20 protein-coding genes are annotated in these 20,890 nt (G+C 69.5%); 11 read left to right on the forward strand and 9 right to left on the reverse strand.

The features are described 5' to 3' along the window. Positions 1 to 41 precede the first annotated feature (41 nt). From BLW84_RS37335 to BLW84_RS37370, 8 genes are all read left to right on the forward strand, one after another. Complete coding sequence (locus BLW84_RS37335; protein WP_093275594.1) at positions 42 to 1,148, forward strand: LLM class flavin-dependent oxidoreductase; 1,107 nt, start codon at positions 42 to 44, stop codon at positions 1,146 to 1,148. Next, positions 1,145 to 1,756 (forward strand): FMN reductase, encoded by a 612-nt coding sequence (locus tag BLW84_RS37340; protein ID WP_093275597.1) that lies wholly within the window; start codon positions 1,145 to 1,147, stop codon positions 1,754 to 1,756. The genes BLW84_RS37335 and BLW84_RS37340 overlap by 4 nt, the downstream gene beginning before the upstream one ends. A gap of 228 nt (positions 1,757 to 1,984) precedes the next feature. After that, positions 1,985 to 3,361, forward strand: a complete 1,377-nt coding sequence (locus BLW84_RS37345; protein ID WP_093275599.1) for a type I glutamate--ammonia ligase — start codon at positions 1,985 to 1,987, stop codon at positions 3,359 to 3,361. Between the two features lie 70 nt (positions 3,362 to 3,431). Then, complete coding sequence (locus BLW84_RS37350; protein WP_093275602.1) at positions 3,432 to 4,283, forward strand: class I SAM-dependent methyltransferase; 852 nt, start codon at positions 3,432 to 3,434, stop codon at positions 4,281 to 4,283. Between the two features lie 113 nt (positions 4,284 to 4,396). Next, positions 4,397 to 5,590 carry a TetR/AcrR family transcriptional regulator gene (locus BLW84_RS37355; protein ID WP_093275605.1) on the forward strand — a complete coding sequence of 398 codons (1,194 nt, stop codon included), beginning with the start codon at positions 4,397 to 4,399 and terminating at the stop codon, positions 5,588 to 5,590. A 301-nt stretch (positions 5,591 to 5,891) separates the two neighbouring features. After that, entirely contained in the window at positions 5,892 to 7,532 is a 1,641-nt protein-coding gene (locus BLW84_RS37360) for an acyl-CoA carboxylase subunit beta (protein ID WP_093275608.1), read from the forward strand. Positions 7,533 to 7,560: 28 nt separating this feature from the next. Then, entirely contained in the window at positions 7,561 to 7,809 is a 249-nt protein-coding gene (locus BLW84_RS37365) for an acyl-CoA carboxylase subunit epsilon (protein WP_093275612.1), read from the forward strand. Positions 7,810 to 7,879: 70 nt separating this feature from the next. Continuing rightward, positions 7,880 to 9,643, forward strand: a complete 1,764-nt coding sequence (locus tag BLW84_RS37370) for an acetyl/propionyl/methylcrotonyl-CoA carboxylase subunit alpha (protein ID WP_093275614.1) — start codon at positions 7,880 to 7,882, stop codon at positions 9,641 to 9,643. Between the two features lie 78 nt (positions 9,644 to 9,721). On the opposite strand, the gene BLW84_RS37375 is transcribed toward BLW84_RS37370, so the two are convergent. Both BLW84_RS37375 and BLW84_RS37380 read right to left on the reverse strand, forming a co-directional pair. Next, positions 9,722 to 9,898 carry a DUF397 domain-containing protein gene (locus tag BLW84_RS37375; protein ID WP_093275616.1) on the reverse strand — a complete coding sequence of 59 codons (177 nt, stop codon included), beginning with the start codon at positions 9,896 to 9,898 and terminating at the stop codon, positions 9,722 to 9,724. Next, positions 9,888 to 10,733, reverse strand: coding sequence for a helix-turn-helix domain-containing protein (locus tag BLW84_RS37380; protein WP_093275619.1), 846 nt, complete (start codon positions 10,731 to 10,733; stop codon positions 9,888 to 9,890). Before BLW84_RS37380 ends, BLW84_RS37375 begins: the two co-directional genes overlap by 11 nt. A gap of 353 nt (positions 10,734 to 11,086) precedes the next feature. On the opposite strand from BLW84_RS37380, the gene BLW84_RS37385 reads away from it, so the two are divergent. Then, entirely contained in the window at positions 11,087 to 11,329 is a 243-nt protein-coding gene (locus tag BLW84_RS37385) for a hypothetical protein (protein ID WP_093275621.1), read from the forward strand. Positions 11,330 to 11,332: 3 nt separating this feature from the next. Here the strand turns inward: BLW84_RS37385 and BLW84_RS37390 are convergent, their stop codons facing one another. The 4 genes from BLW84_RS37390 to BLW84_RS37405 all read right to left on the reverse strand — a co-directional run bounded on the left by BLW84_RS37390 (position 11,333) and on the right by BLW84_RS37405 (position 15,723). Further along, entirely contained in the window at positions 11,333 to 11,944 is a 612-nt protein-coding gene (locus BLW84_RS37390; RefSeq protein WP_143061236.1) for a hypothetical protein, read from the reverse strand. A 244-nt stretch (positions 11,945 to 12,188) separates the two neighbouring features. Further along, positions 12,189 to 13,928, reverse strand: a complete 1,740-nt coding sequence (locus BLW84_RS37395; RefSeq protein WP_093275626.1) for a WXG100 family type VII secretion target — start codon at positions 13,926 to 13,928, stop codon at positions 12,189 to 12,191. A gap of 125 nt (positions 13,929 to 14,053) precedes the next feature. Continuing rightward, positions 14,054 to 14,887 carry a class I SAM-dependent methyltransferase gene (locus BLW84_RS37400; RefSeq protein ID WP_093275628.1) on the reverse strand — a complete coding sequence of 278 codons (834 nt, stop codon included), beginning with the start codon at positions 14,885 to 14,887 and terminating at the stop codon, positions 14,054 to 14,056. A gap of 14 nt (positions 14,888 to 14,901) precedes the next feature. Next, positions 14,902 to 15,723, reverse strand: a complete 822-nt coding sequence (locus BLW84_RS37405) for a class I SAM-dependent methyltransferase (protein ID WP_093275630.1) — start codon at positions 15,721 to 15,723, stop codon at positions 14,902 to 14,904. Between the two features lie 66 nt (positions 15,724 to 15,789). On the opposite strand from BLW84_RS37405, the gene BLW84_RS37410 reads away from it, so the two are divergent. Next, entirely contained in the window at positions 15,790 to 16,425 is a 636-nt protein-coding gene (locus BLW84_RS37410) for a TetR/AcrR family transcriptional regulator (RefSeq protein ID WP_093275632.1), read from the forward strand. 178 nt (positions 16,426 to 16,603) lie between these two features. On the opposite strand, the gene BLW84_RS37415 is transcribed toward BLW84_RS37410, so the two are convergent. Together BLW84_RS37415 and BLW84_RS37420 are read right to left on the reverse strand one after the other, a co-directional pair. Beyond that, the gene (locus BLW84_RS37415; RefSeq protein ID WP_245761659.1) at positions 16,604 to 17,860 is read right to left on the reverse strand and encodes an amidohydrolase; all 1,257 of its coding nucleotides are present in this window, start codon (positions 17,858 to 17,860) and stop codon (positions 16,604 to 16,606) included. A gap of 17 nt (positions 17,861 to 17,877) precedes the next feature. Further along, a complete protein-coding gene (locus BLW84_RS37420) occupies positions 17,878 to 19,401 on the reverse strand; it encodes an AbgT family transporter (RefSeq protein WP_093275635.1) in 1,524 nt (507 codons plus the stop codon). 117 nt (positions 19,402 to 19,518) lie between these two features. On the opposite strand from BLW84_RS37420, the gene BLW84_RS37425 reads away from it, so the two are divergent. Next, positions 19,519 to 20,571, forward strand: coding sequence for an Lrp/AsnC family transcriptional regulator (locus BLW84_RS37425; protein ID WP_093275638.1), 1,053 nt, complete (start codon positions 19,519 to 19,521; stop codon positions 20,569 to 20,571). 29 nt (positions 20,572 to 20,600) lie between these two features. Here BLW84_RS37425 and BLW84_RS37430 read toward each other — a convergent pair. Next, positions 20,601 to 20,890: transposase (locus BLW84_RS37430; RefSeq protein ID WP_093275672.1), on the reverse strand; the 290-nt coding region annotated here is incomplete at its 5' end.

The following is a 20,890-nucleotide window of genomic DNA, read 5'->3' on the forward strand; positions in this document are numbered from 1 at the left end:
TCGTACTAAATGATCGGGATCTGGCCAGCGAGGGAGTTCACATGCAGTTCGGGATCTTCTCGGTCGGTGACGTCACCACCGACCCGACCAACGGCCGCACGCCCTCCGAGGCCGAGCGGATCAAGGCCATGGTGCGGATCGCGCTCAAGGCCGAGGAGGTCGGACTAGACGTCTTCGCCACCGGCGAACACCACAACCCGCCCTTCGTGCCGTCCTCACCGACGACGATGCTCGGCTATGTCGCGGCCCGGACCGAGCGGCTGATCCTGTCCACCTCGACCACGCTGATCACCACGAACGACCCGGTGAAGATCGCCGAGGACTTCGCGATGCTGCAGCACATCGCCGACGGCCGTGTCGACCTGATGATGGGCCGCGGCAACACCGGCCCGGTGTACCCGTGGTTCGGCCAGGACATCCGGCAAGGCATCCCGCTGGCCATCGAGAACTACCACCTGCTGCACCGGCTGTGGCGGGAGGACGTGGTCGACTGGGAGGGCAAGTTCCGCACGCCGTTGCAGTCGTTCACCTCGACCCCGCGGCCGCTGGACGACGTGCCGCCGTTCGTCTGGCACGGCTCCATCCGCAGCCCGGAGATCGCCGAGCAGGCCGCCTACTACGGCGACGGCTTCTTCCACAACCACATCTTCTGGCCCAAGGAGCACACCCAGCGGATGGTCGACCTGTACCGGCGGCGGTTCGAGCACTACGGGCACGGCTCGGCGGACCAGGCGATCGTCGGCCTCGGTGGGCAGGTGTTCATGCGCAAGAACTCCCAGGACGCGGTGCGCGAGTTCCGGCCGTACTTCGACCACGCGCCGGTGTACGGCGGCGGGCCGACGCTGGAGGAGTTCACCGAGCAGACGCCGCTGACGGTCGGCAGCCCGCAGGAGGTCATCGACCGGACGCTGGGCTTCCGCGACTACATCGGCGACTACCAGCGCCAGCTGTTCCTGATGGACCACGCGGGGCTGCCGCTGAAGACCGTCCTGGAGCAGCTCGACCTGCTCGGCGAGGAGGTCGTCCCGGTGCTGCGCAAGGAGTTCGAGTCGATGCGGCCCGCGCACGTGCCGGACGCCCCGACGCACGCGTCGCTGCTGGCCGCGAAGGAAGCGAAGGAAGCGCAAAAGGCGGAGGTGGCGAAGTGACCGAGCGGAACCTGGTCGTGATCTCGGCGGGCCTGAGCCAGCCGTCGTCGACCCGGCTGCTGGCCGACCAGCTCGCCGCGGCGACCGGCCGCGCGTTGGCGCAGTCGCCGAACATCGAGGTGGTCGAGCTGCGCGACCACGCCAAGGAGGTGGCGAACAACCTGGTCACCGGCTTCCCAGGCGCGGAGCTGCGGAAGGTGCTCGACCGGGTGGCCGCGGCCGACGGCCTGATCGCGGTGACGCCGATCTTCCAGGCGTCCTACAGCGGGCTGTTCAAGTCGTTCTTCGACGTGGTGGAGACCGATTCGCTGGTCGGCAAGCCGGTGCTGATCGGTGCCACCGGCGGATCGTCGCGCCACTCGCTGGCGTTGGAACACGCGATGCGCCCGATGTTCAGCTACCTGCGGGCGGTAGTGGTGCCGACCGCGGTGTACGCGGCGTCAGAGGACTGGGGTTCGGCGGGCGACGGCGCGGCGCTGGCCGACCGCGTCGACCGCGCGGCGGGCGAGTTCGCGGCCCTCGTCGACCACCGTCCGGCACCAGCCCGCGCCGACGCGTTCGAAGAACCGGTCCCCTTCGAACAACTCCTGTCCCAGAACCGGAACTGACCTTTCCGAGTGGTAGGGCACCCCGACCGGCAGAACGGTCGGGGCCCTCACTGTCCCGGATGCCGGTGAGGTGAGAACTAGCCGGAGAGGTCGTCGGATCGGCCCGCGGCGAGGCGGGACCACTGCGCCGTGGGCCGACTCGCCGGGCGGCCGAAACTCATCGCGCCCACATGTACGGCTGAACGACGTGAAGCGCTTCCGCTTGCGCCGCCGGATAGCGTGGCGGGTATGAGCGAGCGGATTCCCCGGGACGATCCGGCCGGTTCGGTCGATGTCATCGCACGGTTGCGCGACGAGGGCGTCGAGCTGGTCGAGATGTCCTTTGTGGACAACGCTGGGATCGTTCGGGTGAAAACGGTTCCATTGGAGCGGTTGCCGGCCGCGGCTCGGTTCGGCGTCGGGGCCTCGCCGTGCTTCGAGACGTTCACCTTCGACGACGTGATGGTGCCGGGCCGCTACCTCGGCGGGCCGGACGGCGACCTGCGGCTGGTGCCCGACCTCGGCCGGTTGGTGCGCCTGGCGGCGCTGCCGGGCTGGGCGTGGGCGCCCGCCGACAAGTTCGGCCAGGACGGGCAGCGGTTCGTCGCCTGCCAGCGCGCGTTCGCCGCGCGCCAGGCGCAGGCCGCCGCCGACGCGGGGCTGACCGTCCTCGCCGCCTTCGAACACGAATGGGCGCTGGGAGAGCCCGGTACCGACGAGTTCGTCCCGGCGTTCACCGGCCCCGCCTACGGCCAGGTGCGCCTGGAGGCGACGGCGGACTACGCGCTCGAACTCGTCTCCGCGCTGCGCGAGCAGGGGCTCGAAGTGCAGCAGTTCCACCCCGAATACGCGCTCGGGCAGGTCGAACTGTCGGTGGCCGCGAAGGATCCGCTCGGCGCGGCCGACGACGCCCTGCTGGTGCGGCACACCGTGCGCGCGGTCTCGCGCCGCCGCGGCTGCCGGGCCAGCTTCGCGCCCTGCCTCGTGCCCGGCGGCGCGGGCTCGGGTGGGCACCTGCACCTGTCCGTGCACGACTCTGGCGGAAACCTGTTCGCGGACGGCCCGGGACGCTACGGCTTGCAGCCTCCCGGCGAGGCTTTCCTGGCCGGTGTGTTGCGAGAACTTCCCGCGCTGCAAGCGATCGGCGGCGGCAACCCGGCGAGCTTCCTGCGGCTGGAGCCGTCCCGGTGGGCCGGGGTGTGGCAGGTGTGGGGCCGGGAAGCGCGGGAGGCCGCGATGCGGCTGATCACCGGCACGACGGGCACCGAGCGGTGGGCCGCCAACGCCGAGGTGAAGTGCTTCGACGCCACCGCGAACCCGTACCTGGCGGTCGGCGCGGTGCTGGCGGCGGGCCTCGCGGGCGTGCGCGAGGAGCTGCGGCTGCCCGCGGAGATCACCGGCGACCCGGCGGCGCTGACCGACGACGAGCGCGCGGCGGCGGGAATCCGCCGACTGCCCACGAACGCGGATGAGGCGGCTGATGCGCTGGAGGCATCCGAGGTGCTGGCCGACGCCCTGGGCAAGGAACTGCACGACGCGATGCTCACGGTTCGCAGGGCCGAAGCGCAGCGATGCGCGGACGCCACGCCTGAGCAGCTCGCCGCCCGAACCCGCTGGTGCTGGTGACCGCCACCGGCAGGTGGGGTGTGTGCGTTCTGCGAGGGAGTTGTGAGCGCGGCGGGCCAGAGTTGGCCACATGAAGATCGTCAACACTCATCAGGCGGAAGCCTGGAACGGCTACGAAGGCACGCACTGGGCGGAGAACCAGGAGCGGTACGAAGTGATGGTCGGCGGGCGCGGCGGCCGCAACGACGTTTCGCTGTTCGAGGCGGCGGGCATCGAGCGCGACCACCACGTGCTCGACATCGGGTGCGGCAACGGGCAGACGACCAGGACCGCCGCGCGCAAGGCGACCGGCGGGCACGTCCTCGGCATCGACCTGTCCGGGCCGATGCTCGAACGCGCCCGGCGCACGGCCGTGGCCGAAGGCATCGACAACGTGTCGTTCGAGCAGGGCGACGCGCAGGTCCACGACCTTCCCGCCGCCCGGTTCGACGTGGCCATCAGCCGCGGCGGGATCATGTACTTCGCCGATCCGATGGCCGCGTTCGCCAACATCGGCGCGGCCCTGAAGCCGGGCGGTCGGCTGGTCTTCGGGTGCGGCCGGGACGCCTCCGACGCCGACTTCGGCGCGGTGTGGGCGGCGATCGGCGCGCACGTCGCCCTGCCCGATCCGGCCGAGGACACCGCGCCCGGCCCGGCCACGTTCACCGATCCCGGACGCATCCGCGAGATCTTGACCGGTGCCGGCTTCGAGGGCGTCGTCCTCCGGGAAGTCGAGTCCGAGATGGTGCTGGGCGAGAACGCGGCCGACGCCGTCGGGTTCATCTTCGGCTGGGGCCCGACCCGGTTCTGGATGTCCGAAGCCGACTCCGCGTCCGTCGGCCGGGCGCGCGAGGAGGCCACGGCCGCGCTGCGGACCCTGGAGCGAGGTGGCTTCGTCGTGGTGAAGACCTCCGGTTGGTTGGTCACGGCCACCTGGCGCTGATGAGCGCGTAGAACCTATCGCTGCCGACGATCTCATGTGGAGGGTCCTCGGCCACGTCGCCCGGCATGGCGCGCAAGTATGCTCGCTGTGCCGGGTGAGCAGGGGAGGCGGCGATGGCTGACGTGACGAATCCACCTGCCCGCAACACGCGGCCGCGCAACCGCCGGGCGCTGATCACCGCCGCCGCCGCGGACCTGTTCTACCGGCTCGGCTACGCCCGGGTCGGGATGAGCGACATCGCCGAGGCGGTCGGGGTCGGCTCGTCGGCGCTGTACCGGCACTTCGCGGGCAAGCAGCAGCTGCTGACCCGGGTCGTGCTCGACGAGCTCCAGCCGTTCAACGCGATCGCCGCGCAGGTGGCCGACCGGGACCTGGACGACGTGGTCGCGCAGCTCGCCGCCGCCGCGCTGGACCACCGCCAGCTCGGCGTGCTCTGGCAGCGCGAAGCCCGGCACCTGCCCGCGGAACAGCGCGATGCGCTGCGCGAGGAGCTGCGCGGTGTGGCCACCGGGCTCGCCGAGGTGGCGCGTGCCTTCCGGCCCGAGCTGACCGGCGAGGACGCCCGGTTCCGCGCCTGGTGCATGTTCAGCGTCCTGACCAGCCCGTCCTACCACCAGGTGGACCTGTCGCGGCGCCAGTTCGAGCAGCTGCTGCGGGCCATGGTGGTCGTCATAGGGAGCCAGCCGCCGCAGCGGTTCGCCGATCGCCACGAGCCCGACGCCGACCAGCGGGCCGCGCTGTTCGCTGGACGCGCTTCCCGGCGGCGGCTGCTGCTGGCGGCGGCGATGCGGCTGTTCTCCGACGCTGGCTACACCGAGGTGACCACCGAGGACGTCGGCGCGGCGGCCGGCATCGCCGGCCCCAGCCTGTACAACTACTTCGCCAGCAAGCAGGAGCTGCTCGGCGCCGTGATCACCCGCGGCAACGCGTGGCTGGAGGTCGAGCTCGAACGGACTCTGGCCAGCACGCCGGCCGCCGACGACGCGCTGCGCGAGCTGCTGGGCTCCTACATCGGCTTCGCCTTCGACCACGGCCGGTTCATCGACATCCTGGTCAGCGAGGTCAACCACCTGCCGGACGCGGAGCGGCACCGGGCGCGGCAGACCCAGCACGCCTACGTGGCCGAGTGGGTCGGGCTGCTGTGCGAGGCGCGGCCGGGGCTCGACCCGGTGCGCGCCCGGATCCTGGTGCAGGCGGCGTTGACGGTCGCCAACGACATGGTGCGCACCGGCTCGGTTCGCGACGTCGAGGCGCTGTCGCGGATCGGCTCGGCGCTGATGCTGGGCACTCCCGTGGAGACCGTGTGACAGGCCACAAGCAGACTGTGGATGACTACTACTAGATATTCACTTAAGCGTCATCCCCGCAGGAGAATGCTCGATTGCCTACCTTGGGTGAACTAGGGGCAGCTCACTTCGAAATTGACTTCGGTCGCCGCCCCGGATTAGGCTCCGCGATGACCAGGTCTGCTGGCACGAACGCCGCGCCCGGAATCAGAGTGACGAACCGGCTGCACGCGCCGAGGTGTGTCACCAGCTCCGGGCCTGGAACGCCGCTGGTGGGCGGCAGACACTGGAGCCGAGCAGGTAACGAGGACAGGTTGGTTGCATGAGCAGCGCGACGGAGCCGGTCGGTCAGCCGCCGGTGGACGTGCCGGACATCCACACGACCGCCGGCAAGCTGGCGGATCTGTACCGGCGGAATGACGAGGCGGTGCACGCCGGCTCGGCGCGCGCGGTGGCCAAGCAGCACGCGAAGGGCAAGAACACCGCCCGCGAGCGCATCGACATGCTGCTGGACCCGGGTTCGTTCGTGGAGCTCGACGAGCACGCGCGGCACCGCTCCACGAACTTCGGCATGGACGCGAACCGCCCCTACGGCGACGGCGTGGTGACCGGCTACGGCACCGTCGACGGCCGCAAGGTGTGCGTGTTCTCGCAGGACTTCACCGTCTTCGGCGGGTCGCTGGGCGAGGTGTTCGGCGAGAAGATCGTCAAGGTCATGGACCTGGCGCTGAAGACCGGCTGCCCGCTGATCGGCATCAACGACTCCGGCGGCGCGCGCATCCAGGAGGGTGTGGCGGCGCTCGGCCTGTACGCCGAGATCTTCAAGCGCAACACCCACGCCTCCGGCGTGATCCCGCAGATCTCGCTGATCATGGGCCCGTGCGCGGGCGGCGCGGTGTACTCGCCGGCGATCACCGACTTCACCGTGATGGTCGACCAGACCTCGCACATGTTCATCACCGGCCCCGACGTCATCAAGACGGTCACCGGCGAGGACGTGACCTTCGAGGAGCTCGGCGGCGCGCGCACCCACAACTCGCGCTCCGGCAACGCGCACTACCTGGCCACCGACGAGGCGGACGCCATCGCCTACGTCAAGGAGCTGCTGTCGTACCTGCCCAGCAACAACCTGGCCGAGGCGCCGGTGTTCGACGGCCCCGATACAGGAGCCGGGTCGATCGCCGAATCGATCACCGACGCCGACCGCGAGCTGGACGTGCTGGTCCCGGACTCGCCGAACCAGCCCTACGACATGCTCGAGGTCATCTCCCGCGTCGTCGATGACGAGGAGTTCCTGGAGGTCGGGGCGCTGTTCGCGCCGAACATCATCACCGGCTACGGGCGCATCGAGGGCCGCCCGGTGGGCGTGGTCGCCAACCAGCCCACCCAGTTCGCCGGCACCCTGGACATCGACGCCAGCGAGAAGGCCGCGCGGTTCGTCCGCACCTGCGACGCCTTCAACATCCCGGTGCTGACCTTCGTGGACGTCCCGGGCTTCCTGCCGGGCACCGACCAGGAGTGGAACGGCATCATCCGGCGCGGCGCGAAGCTGCTGTACGCCTACGCCGAGGCCACCGTCCCGCTGGTCACCGTGATCACCCGCAAGGCCTACGGCGGCGCCTACGACGTGATGGGCTCCAAGCACCTGGGCGCGGACGTCAACCTGGCGTGGCCGACCGCGCAGATCGCGGTCATGGGCGCGCAGGGCGCGGTGAACATCCTCTACCGGCGGCAGCTCGCCGAAGCGGCCGAGAACGGCGAGGACGTCGAGGCCACGCGGGCACAGCTGCAGCAGGAGTACGAGGACACCCTCTGCAACCCGTACGTGGCCGCCGAACGCGGCTACGTCGACTCGGTGATCCCGCCGTCCTTCACCCGCGGGTACGTGGCGCGGTCGCTGCGGATGCTGCAGGACAAGCGCGCCAGCCTGCCCGCGAAGAAGCACGGCAACATCCCGCTGTGACTTCGTCCCACCCGCGAGGAGGTGCCCGATGAGCCAGGACGTGACGCCGGAGGAGCGTCCGGTGCTGCGCATCGTGCGCGGCGATCCCGACGACGCCGAGATCGCCGCGCTGACCGCGGTGCTGAGCGGCCTGGCCGCCGCTAGCGCCGCGGCCGCGCCGGAGCAGCGGCCGATGTCGCTGTGGGGCGACCGGGCCGCCGCGCTGCGCCACCCGGCGGGCCGCCGGCCGCTGCGCCCCGGCCCGCACGCTTGGCGCGCGTCGGCCCTCCCGGGCTGATGTCGTTGCCCGCCAACAAGATTTTCGCCAGCCGTCCGGCGTCGCGCCGGGAAATGAGGAGTTGACCACTGTGGACGTGACGCCGATCAGCAAGGTCCTGGTCGCCAACCGCGGTGAGATCGCGGTGCGGGTGATCCGCGCCTGCAAGGACGAGGGCATCGCCTCCGTCGCCGTGTACGCCGAGCCCGACGCCGACGCGGTGTTCGTGCGGCTGGCCGACGAGGCCTTCGCGCTGGGCGGCTCGACGCCCGGCGAGTCGTACCTGAACATCGACAAGATCATCGACGTCGCCAAGCGCGCCGAGGCCGACGCCGTGCACCCCGGCTACGGCTTCCTGTCGGAGAACGCCGAGTTCGCCCAGGCGGTGCTCGACGCGGGCCTGATCTGGATCGGGCCGTCGCCGCAGGCGATCCGCGACCTCGGCGACAAGGTCACCGCCCGGCACATCGCGACCCGCGCGGGCGCGCCGCTGGTGCCGGGGACTAAGGACCCGGTCAACGGCGCCGACGAGGTCGTCGCCTTCGCCGAGGAGCACGGGCTGCCGGTGGCCATCAAGGCCGCGTTCGGCGGCGGCGGCCGGGGCCTGAAGGTCGCCCGGACGCTGGAGGAGATCCCCGAGCTGTACGCCTCGGCGGTGCGCGAGGCCGAGACGGCGTTCGGCCGCGGCGAGTGCTTCGTGGAGCGCTACCTGGACCGGCCGCGGCACGTCGAGGCGCAGGTCCTCGCCGACCAGCACGGCAACGTGGTGGTCGTGGGCACCCGCGACTGCTCCCTGCAGCGGCGGCACCAGAAGCTCGTCGAGGAGGCCCCGGCGCCGTTCCTCAGCGACGACCAGCACCGCACCATCCACGAGGCGGCGCGCGCCATCTGCGCCGAGGCCGGCTACTACGGCGCGGGCACCGTGGAGTTCCTGGTGGGCCTGGACGGGACGATCTCGTTCCTGGAGGTCAACACCCGCCTGCAGGTGGAGCACCCGGTGTCGGAGGAGACCACGGGCCTGGACCTGGTGCGCGAGCAGTTCCGCATCGCCGCCGGCGAGAAGCTGCGGGTCACGGCCGACCCCGAGCCGCGCGGCCACTCCATCGAGTTCCGGATCAACGGCGAGGACGCGGGCCGCAACTTCCTGCCCGCGCCTGGCACCGTGACCAGCTTCGTCGCGCCGCACGGCCCGGGCGTCCGGGTGGACGCCGGCGTCGAGTCGGGCAGCGTGATCGGCGGCCAGTTCGACTCGCTGCTGGCGAAGGTGATCGTCACCGGCGCGGACCGGCAGCAGGCGCTGGAGCGCTCGCGGCGGGTGCTGGACGAGATGGTCGTGGAGGGCATGGCCACGGTGCTGCCGTTCCACCGCGAGATCGTCCGCGACCCGGCGTTCGTCGGGGCCGACGGCTTCACCGTGCACACCCGGTGGATCGAGACGGAGTTCGACAACAACATCGAGCCGTTCACCGGCGGCGTAGAGGCGGAGGAGCCGGAGGCGCGGCAGACGATCACCGTCGAGGTCGGCGGCCGCCGCCTGGAGGTCTCGCTGCCAGCGGAGCTGGCGGTCTCGTCGGCGGCCCCGGCAGCGAAGGCGAAGCCGCGCAAGCGTTCCGCGGGCAAGGCCGGTGCGGCGGTGTCCGGCGACGCGGTGACCGCGCCGATGCAGGGCACGATCGTGAAGGTCGCGGTGACCGACGGCCAGGAGGTCGCGGCGGGCGACCTGATCGCGGTCCTGGAAGCGATGAAGATGGAGAACCCGGTGACGGCCCACAAGGCGGGCACGGTGACGGGCCTGTCGGCGCAGCCGGGCGACTCGGTGTCCCAGGGCACCACGCTCTGCGAGCTGAAGGAGTAAAGGCGTTCCGTGAGTGGTTGGGGTGCTATGGCGCCCCAACCACTCACGGTCAGCTACGACTAGGTCCGACCCGAGTCGTCAGCGGTCGAACCGGCCGCCCTTGACGGCCTGCACGAATCCGGCGACGTCGACCCGCAGCGTGGGGCCCTGCGGGTCCTTGGAGTCGCGGATTCGGTCTAAGGAGCTCGCGAGCTCGACGCAGGTACCGGCGTTGGCGCTGTAGCTGGATTTGCGCCAGGTCGTTTTAGCGTTCATTGCCCTTCTCCATGCTGTTGGCGATGTACCTGATCAGCTTGGCAGACTCGGCCTGGTTCATAGCCACGTCAAGAACCTTCTCTGCCGCTTGCTGGTAGGTGCGCACGTCGGAGTCTTCATGCAAGAACAACGCGGACTTGAGGTTCTCCAGGTGCACGACCGTGCCATCACCGGTCTCTATGAGGTGGAATTGTCCTTCGAGTGCCGGGTGCCAGCCGGTGCCGAAACGGAAGACCCGCAGTTCGATGTTGGGTCGTCGGGCCATCTCGAGTAGGTACCTGAGCTGCTCGATCATCACTTTTCGGCCGCCGAGCACCTGCCGGAGGGCGGCTTCGCCGACCAGTGCGGTGAACTGAGTGGGTCGATCGCGCGTTATCACATCGCGGCGCCCGATCCGAACGGCTATCCGCGTGGCCAGCTCACCGACTGGAACGCGTGCGTCCGTCATGACCGCGCGGATGTAGTCGTTTGTCTGGAGCAGTCCGGGAATCAGCATCGGCGACACTTCGAGAATCTTCGACGCGTTCTGCTCGAAGTCGATGAAGGCGGCCAACTGCTGGCGCTGAGCCGGAAGCGTCGTGGCGACCCAGTTCGAGTCGTCCGCTCCGTAGGCCAGATCGACGATCTCCTCGTACCGGTCACCGTTGACGCCAAGCGATGTGAGAATCTGCGCAACCTGCTCGGGTTTGGGGGTGCGGTCTCCAGTCTCCCATCTCGACAGCACTCCAGGATCACGTCCGAGCTGAGCGGCGAATGCCCGCACTGTCAGGTCTCGCTCCTGCCTTGCCTGGCGCAGTGCGTTCCCCAGCGCGCGGCCTTTCGGCGTCTTGGTCATTGCGGGTCTCCACGGTCTCACCTGTTGCGCCCACGGTCACGACATTGTTGATGATGCCAGGCTGCGCGAAAGTTAGGAATTACCACATTGTGGCAACAGAACCGCTTGCGCTGGGAGGGCATCTCATGCAACACGTTGGTCGGTCAGGCGATCAGATCCGGCACTTCCGGTACCGGCAAGGGGTGGTGCCGGAGTGGTGTCGGTTCGCGCATATCTATTGCGGCGCAAGCGATTCCTTGGTTCGGTCTTGGTGCCGCCAGTTGTTTCAGGCTGGCGAGGTGGAGGAGTGCTCCCCGCCAGGGGCGCCGTGCGCCGGGCTGCCAGTAGGGATACGCGAATGCACGGATTGCTTCTTGGCCGCGGAATTTCCGGGGCTCACCAACCGGCCGCTGGAGGATGGGATGATCCCGGCGCGAATCGACACACCGCGCGAGATGGCGTCCGCGATGATGGTGCTGCAGCAGGATCTAGCGGACGAAGCGCGGCGCATCCCGACCGGTGAGGTGGATACAGCGCGTCTGAGCCGACTGGCCGCAGACACCGAGCGCTTCGCCAGTGCCCTGCGCCGCTTCGGTTGGTTGGCCGCGCGGGGCTGACGGTCACATCGGCGGATACTTGAACACCGGGACGGGTGGGACGGCGCCGAGGATTTCCTCGATCTTCGATTCGGTCAGCACGGCGAGGACCTGCTCCACAGTGGACGATGACATGTCCGCGAGGGCGATGTGGAAGTTGTCGTCGCCGTACTGCTCGGCCGCCAGGATCGTGGGGATCTGGCGGACCAGTGATTCGGCGTCGGTGCGGTTCTTGGTCCACCACTGCTCGAAGCCGCGCAGCAGGATGCCACCGCCCCAGATGGAGCCGTCGCTGATCAGCTGGATCATCAAGGGAACGAAGTTCGCTTCGGCCTCGGTGGGTTCGTGGACCTTGCCGCCGCGCAAGTACTGGTCGGGGTTGGTGCGGGCGAGGTTGATCTCGACGCCGACCCCGACGGCGGCGGTGAAGTGGTCCACGAACGGCTCGTACAGTCGGGGAGGTAGGTCGACGTGCAGGCCGACCTGGGTTCGCAGTGTGCGACCGAAGTCAGGATTCTCGTGGACGACCACCGGCGGTCCGGACGGCACCGGAGTCTCCGGCTTGTTGCGCTCCGGCTCATCGTCGACCACGTTCAGTGACGCCATGACGTTGTCCCGGTCGTTGATCGAATGCATGTATGGAACCGGAAGTTCGTGGTCGTACAAGAGCTCCCGGAGCTCCGTGCTTTCCGCCCATGAAATCGGAATTTTTTTGTGAGCGAGGGACCCAGCCAGGCCATCCAGGGCCAGTGTGTGCTCTCCTGCGTTGGTGTCCTCTTGAAGCGACGACCTCAGCCCTCCAGGGAGCCGTTCGGCGATCGACTGGATCAGAGCTTCAACTCGATCCATGAACTCAAGGTCGTCCATCATCGTTCATCCGTCATTTCCGTCGAGGGTTTTCATGCACGCCGGGGCCGCTCACAGGATAGGCGGTCACCACTTCCCCATCTGATTCGAGCACAACCTTGATCCGAACCCCATCGCGGGACCCGTAGATCTCCCAACGGTCGCGCTTCTTTTCTGGTGGCTGGTCCGGGTTGCGCGCAATGTCTTGGACGTGCCCCAGGATTCGCGGGCCGTCCCAGCCAAGCGGAAACTCGCTCTTGCCCGGCTTTCCGATCCCGTGCATGTGGCCGCCGCCGCGGCCTGGTGGCGGGTCGCCGTCGAGTATGTGCGTTGCGCGTTCGGCGGTGATGTGCGTTGCGGCGGGGGAGGGGTGCGGTTCGGGTGCGTCATCCCAGGCGCTGTAGGGCGCCACGCCGATGTGCCCTTCGAGTCCGCTATCGGCCTGGTCGTAGGCATGCCGCTCGGACTCCACGGTCACTGCCTGCGCCCTCGCGGCCCAGGCTTGGAGCAAGCCCAGCCTGCCCCCGGTTGAGAGGACGCGGACGGCTTCGGCCCGCTGGTACTCGTACACGCTCTTGATCTCTGGGATGCGTTTCTTGATCGCCATGAACTGGCCGATTTCGATGCCGAGTTCTGCAGCGCGTACGTGTGGGGTGTTCCGGAGGATCCCGAGGACGGAGAAGAGGTCGGTGTCTTCGAGAAACCGGTTGAGATCCGCTATCTCCTCTTGCGCGAGCTTCACCGCATCGGACAGCACTTTGCACGACTCGCTCAGTGCGCTGCAGGTCGATGTGAGCACCGGCAGGATCTCAGAGCTTCCGCAGAGCTGGGACTTGGAGGCCCAGTACTGGCGGACGTGGTCGAAGACCTCGCCACGGTTGGCCTCCACCAATCTGTTGATCAGGGAGTCGCCTGACCGGGAGATTTCCGCGAGTTTCTCGGTGAGCTGTTTCCATTCGTTGAACGCGTACTTGAGCCCTGCCGGGTCACCGTCAGGTGAGTACTCGTAGCCCCAGTCCTCCAGGCTCTGCGCCGGGGCGCCCGAACCGCTGGGTGGTGGTTCGGGGCCGGGGCTGACGGTGTCGACCGGGAGCTGCGGTAGTCGTTCCGGCAGCGCCGCGCCGTGTCCGGCGGTGGAGGCTTCTTCGGAGTCGACGTAGTTGTTGCCGGTGTCGGTCATGCCCTGCGCGATGCCGCCCAGCAGGTCGGTGGCCGCGCCGAGTACCGCCCACACCGCCCGCGCGGTTTCGTCGTAGAGGGTGCGCCACGGGGCCAGCACCGGGTCGGCTCCGGCCATTCCGGTGGCGCTGCCGTGCAGGTTCCGGCTGATCCAGCCCATGTTGTCGGCCAGCTGCTGCTGGAGTCCGTGGAACGACCGCGCGGCGCGGCGCAGTTCCTCGATGGAGACGTCGACTTCGCCGCCGGGCCCGCCGGCCGAGCCTGCCGACATCGGCACGGTGGAAGAGCCGCCCGACGAACCTGCGGGGGCGTCCCAGATCGCCAGGTTCGCCTGGTGCGCGCTGCGGTAGTTCTCGTCGATCAGCGACAGCAGGTCCGCCATGCCGTCGAGGAACTCGGTCATCTCCTCGGCTTCGCGGGCCCACGTCGCCCGCGCGACCTCGAAGCTGTCCGCGGCCTGCCCGGTCCAGGACGCCCGCAGCGGTCCGAGTGACCCGTCGAGATCGGCCAGCTTGGTCCGAACCTGCCCGGTGGCATCGCGGACGCTCTCCCACGCCTCGCCGATCGCGGCGTAGCGGACAGCGAACCGGTCCATCTCATTCCCCCTAGAACTGCGGCACCCCACGCAGTCCTAGGGCACGCACAACCGGTGATCAACCGGTTTCGGAGAACTGTGATCAGGACGGTTGTTCGCCGAGGGTGTTCGGCGGACCGGGAACCTCACCGCGTGGCTGTGACCTGCCATGCGGTGCCGCGCAGGCGGACGCCGTCGGCCTGCTGGTGCCGTCGCATCGCCGTCGTGAGCGCGGCGCGAGCTCGTTCGGCGGCGGTCGGATCGGCGTTGCGGACCATCGCCTGGATGGGGCCCCATTCGAAGAGGAAACCGGCCGCGTCCGCCGCGTTGCGGCCCCACGTTTGCGGTGCGTCGACCGGGCTCGCCGTCACGTCGGAGAAGCCCGCTCCGGTCAGCACTTCGCGGATGCGTTCCGGATCGGCCAGCGACATCGGACCTGGGGCGTGCTGGGTGGCAGGTTCCGGTGCCGGCAGGTGCTCCGCGGCTGCATCCAGCACCGCCCCGAGGTCGTTGCCGCTCCGCTCGCGCAGGCACACGAAGGCCAGGCGTCCGCCCGGTCGCAGGGCGCGGCGGATGTTGGCGAAGGCGGCGACCGGGTCGGCGAAGAACATCACGCCGAATCTGCTGATGGCCACGTCGAATTCGCCGTCCTGGAACGGGTAGACCTGGGCATCGCCCTGCTCGAACGACACATTGGCGATGCCCGCTCGAGTCGCGGTGTTCCGCGCGCGGTGCAGCATTGGCGCCGAGAGGTCGATGCCGACCGCGTGTGCTGCTCGCGCTGCCGCCAGGCGGGTTGTTTGGCCGTTGCCGCAGCCGATGTCGAGCACGCGGTCCTGGCCGCCGATGTTCGCGGCGTTCAGCAGGGGTTCGTTGAAGCCGCTGTTCACCGCGTCGTAGCGGTCTTGGTGTTCGGCCCAGTGCTCGCCTTCGTAGCCGTTCCACGCTTCGGCTTGACTGGTGTTCTCGATGGAATTCACGGTGTTCTCCCGGATCAGCTGGTTGCCCTGACGAGCCAGACCGTGCCTCGGATCTGGACTCCCTGCGGGGTTTCGTGGGGTTCGAATCCGGCGCGCACCTCGTCCCGGACCTGGTCCACAGTGGATTTCGGAACGTCCTGGAGGTTGAACTGGACCGGGCCCAGCGAGCACACGAACTCCGCGGCGTCCGCCGCGTTCGCGCCCAGCGTCTCGGTGGCTTCGGTCTGGTCGATGGTGATGTCGCCGAATCCGGCCTCGGCGAGCACCTCGCGGATGCGGTCCGGGGCCACCAGGGACATCATGCCGCGCGCCGCCGGGGACGGTCCGCGGAGGAACGCGGCCAGAGCCGCGGTCGCGCGAGCGTAGTCGCCTTCCGGGTTCGGAGCGGTCGGGGTGATGAACGCCAGCCGCCCGCCCGGTCGGAGGCTGCGGCGGATGTTGGCGAATCCGGCGACGGGATCGGCGAAGAACATCACGCCGCCCCGGCTGATGGCCACATCGAACCCGCCGGCCGCGAACGGGTGGACCTGGGCGTCGCCCTGCACGAACTCGATGTTCGGGATGCCCGCCGCATCGGCGCGGGCGCGGGCCAGCATGGGGGCGGAGATGTCCACGCCGACGGCTCGTGCCGCGAGCTCGGCCGCCAGTCGCGTCGTGTGCCCGGTTCCGCATCCGACGTCGAGGACCTGGTGGGTCTCGACGATCTCGGCTGCGGCGAACAGCGGGGCGTTGAAGTCGTCGAGCATCCCGTCGTAGCGGCTGGAGTTCTTCGCCCAGAGCTCGCCTTCCCAGCCGTTCCACGCCTCGGACTGCTGGGTGTTGGCCACGGATCGCATCGGTGTCTCCTCTCAAATTGACTAGAGTTGAACTCTAGAGAACGACTCTAGTTATAGACTCCGGTCATGAGTTCGGTCAACAAGGGCGGCAAGCGGGCCGAGAAGGCCAGGCAGACGCGGCTGCGGATGCTGCAGGCCGCCGGGGAGCTGTTCGTCGAGCGCGGTTACGGCGCGACGCCGCTGCAGGACATCGCCGACCGGGCCGGCGTCGCCGTGCAGACCATCTACTTCACCTTCCGCAACAAGCGGAACCTGCTGAAGGAGGTCGTGGACACGGCCATCGCGGGCGACGACGAGCCGGTCGCGACGATGGACCGGCCGTGGTTCCGCGAGGCCCTCGGCGCCGAGACCGCGGAGGCCCAGCTGCGGGCGCACGTCGCGGGCACGCGGCTGATCATGGAGCGGGTCGCGGCGATCACCGAGGTGCTGCGCATCGCCGCCGCGACCGAACCCGAGGTCACCGAGCTGTGGCCGCAGGGACCCGACCCGCGCTACACCGTCCAGGCCGCCGCTGCCGCCGCTCTCGTGACCAAGCCGGGAGCGCGCGCCGACGTGTCCGCCGAGCAGGCTGCCGACGTGCTGTTCGGGCTGCTCAGCCCCGAGCTCTACCTGCTCGTGGTGCGCGATCGCGGCTGGAAGCCGGAGCAGTGGGAGCAGTGGGTTTTCGAGCTCCTGCGCGCGCAGCTCGCTGTTCGCCGGTAGCGATTGGAGTCGCGTTGTGCTGTGACACGCGCAGGCCGACGTGGAGCGAACGGACCGTTTGCCTCGATAGGTGAGGTGAACGGTCCGTTCGCTTCGGCAGCCGCCGGGGTGGTGGCTCCGCCGCTCGCGCAGGCGCGAATCTCCCTGCCGCGAAGCGGAAGAACCACGGCCTGCGGGGTCAGCGGCGGATGAGGCGTTCCATGACGTCGAGGGCGACCGGCATCGCCGACTCGTCGATGTCGAACAGCGGGTTGTGGTGCGGCGCCGTGTTTCCGCCGCCGACCGTCATGTAGGTCGCGATGCCGCCTGCGCGCTGGACCTCGCGGGCGAACAGGCTGGCGTCGTCGCTGCCGCCCATCTGCTTGAACCCGTCGGTGGTTCCGGCGTCGGGGAGCTCCGCGGCGATCCGGTCGATGGCTTCCACCAGTTCGGCGTCGCAGTCCATAGTGGCCGATCCGCCGGTCTCGATCACGTCCACCGCGACCCCGTGCATCGCGCCCGAGCCGCGCAGCGCGGTTTTGATGCGCTCGGTCAGGCCGGAGCTGACGTCGGAGTCCGTGGACCGGGCTTCCAGCGTCATCTCCGCCCAGGACGGCACGATGTTGACGTTGTCGCCACCGTGCAGCGTGCCCACGTTGATGCGGGTGTCCGCGGTGGAGTACCGCGGCAGCGCCATCACGTTGAGCAGTGCGCTCGCCGCTGTGACCAGCGCGTTCGCGCCTTGCTCCGGAGCTCCGGCGGCGTGCGCGGCCGTGCCGGTGAACCTGGCGCGCATCTTGGTGGTGGCCAGCAGGCCATGGATCCCTCCGCTGACCTTCCCCGCCGGCTCGTCGAGCCCGAGGTGCACCGCGACGAACCGGTCGATGCCTTCGGCCGCCCCGGCGGCGATCATCGACGCCGCCCCGCGGCCGCCTTCCTCGGCGGGCTGGAACAGGAACCGCACCGTGCCCGCGAAGTCGGCGTCCGCCGCCAGGCGACTGGCCAGGCCGAGGCCGATGGCGGTGTGGCTGTCGTGCGCGCAGGCGTGCATCGCGCCGTAGTCACAGCGGAATCCTCCTGCCGCCGGGGCGTGTTCCGGGCTGTCGGACTCCGCCAGCGGCAGGGCGTCCATGTCGAACCGCAGGCCCCACACCGGGCCCGGCCGGTTGCCCTTCACCTCGGCGATCACCGCCGTGCCGAACTCGGCGGCGTGCTCGACGCCCGCGGCGTCGGCGCCCGTCTTCACGGCCCGCTCCGCGAACTGCTCGCGCCGCTCGGCGGTCGGGTAGTCGACCACGGTGTCCGCCCGCATCGCGGCCCGCCCGGTCAGCGGCTCCAAGCCCAGCGCCCGCAGTCGCGCCGCGACGATGCTGGACGTGCGGATCTCCAGGAACGCGGGCTCGGCGTACCGGTGGAAGTCGCGCCGCAGCGCCACGAGCTCGTCGAACTGCATCATCTCTCCTTTGTAGACGGTCACAGCCGGATGCCGGCGCCAGGTCCCACCGGCAGGTCGAAGAAGTAGAACACCGCGAGGATCAGCAGCCACACCGCGAAGAACGGCAGCACGAAGAAGCTCAACCGGGCCAGCAGGGTGCCCAGCTGCGTCTCCGGCTGGTACTTCCGGTTCACGCTCAGCAGGATGTAGACGTAGGCGTTGAGCGGGCTGACCGCCTGCGTGGTCGAATCGCCGATCCGGTACGCGGCCTGGATGAACGCCGGGTCGTAGCCGAGGATGGTGAACGCCGGGATCATCACCGGCGCCAGCAGCGACCACAGCGCCGAACCCGAGGTGACGAACAGGTTCGCCACCGTCGCCAGCAGCACCATCACGATGATCGCCGGGAAGCCCGTCAGGTTCGCGGCCCGCAGCCCGTCGGCGGCGCCGACGGCGATCAGCGTGCCCAGGTTCGACCAGGTGAACAGGGCGATGAACTGCGCGGCGACGAAGATGAACACGATGTAGCCGGCCATGTCCTTGACCGTCTCGGTCATCATCCGCGGCACGTCGGCGCGCTCGGCGACGGTGCCCGCAGTCAGCCCGTAGACCAGCCCGGCCAGCAGGAAGGCGATGATGATCAGCGGGACGATGCTCTCCAGGAACGGCGAGGGCACCAGCGCGCCGCCGGCGCCGCGCAGGAAGCTGCCGGGCAGCAGCCAGGTGCCGAACGCCAGCACGACGTAACCGGCGAGCACCGCGAACGCCCGCCACACGCCCTTGCGCTGCCGCGCGGTCAGCTCCGCGATCTGCTCGCCGTCGGGATCGGTCCACGGCCCGAGCCGCGGCTCCAGCACCCGGTCGATCAGGAACCCGCCGACCAGCGGGAGCAGCAGGCCCGCGGTCGCGGCGAAGAAGTAGTTCATCGCGATGTGGGTGTGCACCTCGGTGGCCAGCGGCGCGATCTGCAGCGCCTTGCGGGTGATGCCCTCCAGCAGCCCGTCCAGCGAACCGACCAGGATGCCGCCCGCGTAACCCGTTGCACCGCAGGCGAAGGCGCCGATCAGGCCGGCCACCGGGTGCCGCCCGGCGGCCTTGAACATCAGCGCCGCCAGCGGCGGGATGACGATCAGCGACGGGTCGGACATCACGTGCGCCTGGCACGCCACGAACGCCACCACGTAGGGCAGCAGCCAGCGCGGCGCGCGGCCGAAGAGGAGGGTGACCGCGGCGGTCAGGAAGCCGGTCCGCTCGGCGAATCCGACGACGAGCATCATCGCCAGCACCGTGCCCAGCGGCGGGAAGCCGATGAAGTTGTCCACGAACTTCGTCAGGAACCACACCAGGCCCTCGGTGCTGAGCACCGCGCGCACCGGGATCGGCTCGGGCTTGCCCGGCACCTCGACGGTGACGCCGAACGCCGCCACCGCGGTGGAGATCACCGCCAGCGCGGTCAGCAGGTAGACGAACAGGAAGAACGGTTCGGGAATCCGGCTGCCGAGCCGCTCGATCCCGGCGAAGACCCGATCCAGTCGGGTGGGCCGGGTACGCGCTGTTTCCATGTGATCTCCGGGCGCTGTCGAACTCGTCGCGGGCTCGAACCCGCGGTGCAGCAAGGGTGGACAAGCCGTCACGCGCGCTGCTTGGATTGCCGGAAACGGTCATGTGAAGGTTCGTGCATGCAAGATTCGTCCGGATTAGACGAGTTGGACCTGGCCCTGGTCAACGCCGTGCAGATCGCCCCGCGCGGCTCCTGGCAGGTGCTGGGCGCGGTGCTCGGCGTCGACCCGAGCACGGTGGCTCGCCGGTGGCAGCGCATCACCGAGCAAGGTCTGGTGTGGATGACCGCGTACGCGCGGCTGACCGCGCCGTCGGCGCACGTGCTCGGCTGCGTGGAGATCGACTGCCTGCCGGCCGAGCGGGACGGGCTGGCGACGCTGTTGGCGCGGCTGCCGCAGGTCGTTTCGGTGCACCACGTCGGCAGCGGGCGGGACCTGTTCGTGATCATCAACGCGCGGAGCCTGCCCGCGCTTTCCCGGTTCGTGCTGGACGAGCTCAGCCACCAGCCCGGCGTCCGCCGCACCAGCGTGCACACGGCCACCACGGTCTACGGCGAGGGTGCGCACTGGCGGCTGAACGCGCTCACCCCCGCACAGCGCGCCGAGCTGGCGGAGCACGCGCCGCCGCGCGCCCGCCAGGGCGTGCTGACCGAGCAGGACCGCGACCTGCTCGTCGCGCTGAGCATCGACGGCCGTCGTTCCGTGGCCGAGCTCGCCACGCTGACCGGCACCAGCGTGTCCACCGCGCGTCGGCGATTGGTGCGGCTCGTGGACCACGGCCTGGTGTCGATCCGTTGCGAGGTCGCGCAGAGCCTCACCGGCTGGCCGATCTCGGCGATCTTCTGGGCGAACGTGCCGCCCGACGAGCTCTCCACGGTGGGCCGGATCTTGGCGACGCTGCCGGAGATCCGGTTCTGCGCGGCGGTGACGGGACGGCACAACCTGGTGATGATCGTCTGGCTGCGGTCACCGGAGGACAGCCAGCACCTGGAGGAGCGCTTGGCGGCCCGGCTGCCGTCGCTGTCCCTGGCGGAACGGGCGATCACCCTGCACCAGCTGAAGCGCCAGTCCCGCCTGCTGGACGACCTCGGCCGCTGCACCGAGGTGGTCCCCACCGACCCCTGGGCCGACCTCCACCTCGCCCCCCACGAGATGGCTCCCGATTTTGCCTAATGATCTTTTGGTATTTGGGTGATCTTGGTTCATAGGCGGAGTCCGGTGTGGTCGAGAAAGGAGAAGCACAGTTGGTAGCTGTTGCCTATGCGGTCCAGGCCGGTGCCCGCGGCGGTATGTGCTTCGTCGATGTGCTCGGGGCAGAGGTTGGCCAGCTCGGTTGTTTTGATGTTGCCCCAGACTTGTTCGACTGGGTTGAGCTCGGGTGCGTAGGCGGGCAGCCGCTCGACGCGCAGCCAGTGTCGTTGGGTGGCCAGCCAGGCTTTCATGTCTTTCGAACGGTGGGCGGACAGTCCATCCCAGATCAAGGTTGCCGGAT

Source organism: Saccharopolyspora shandongensis, assembly GCF_900106995.1.
Lineage (GTDB): Bacteria > Actinomycetota > Actinomycetes > Mycobacteriales > Pseudonocardiaceae > Saccharopolyspora > Saccharopolyspora shandongensis.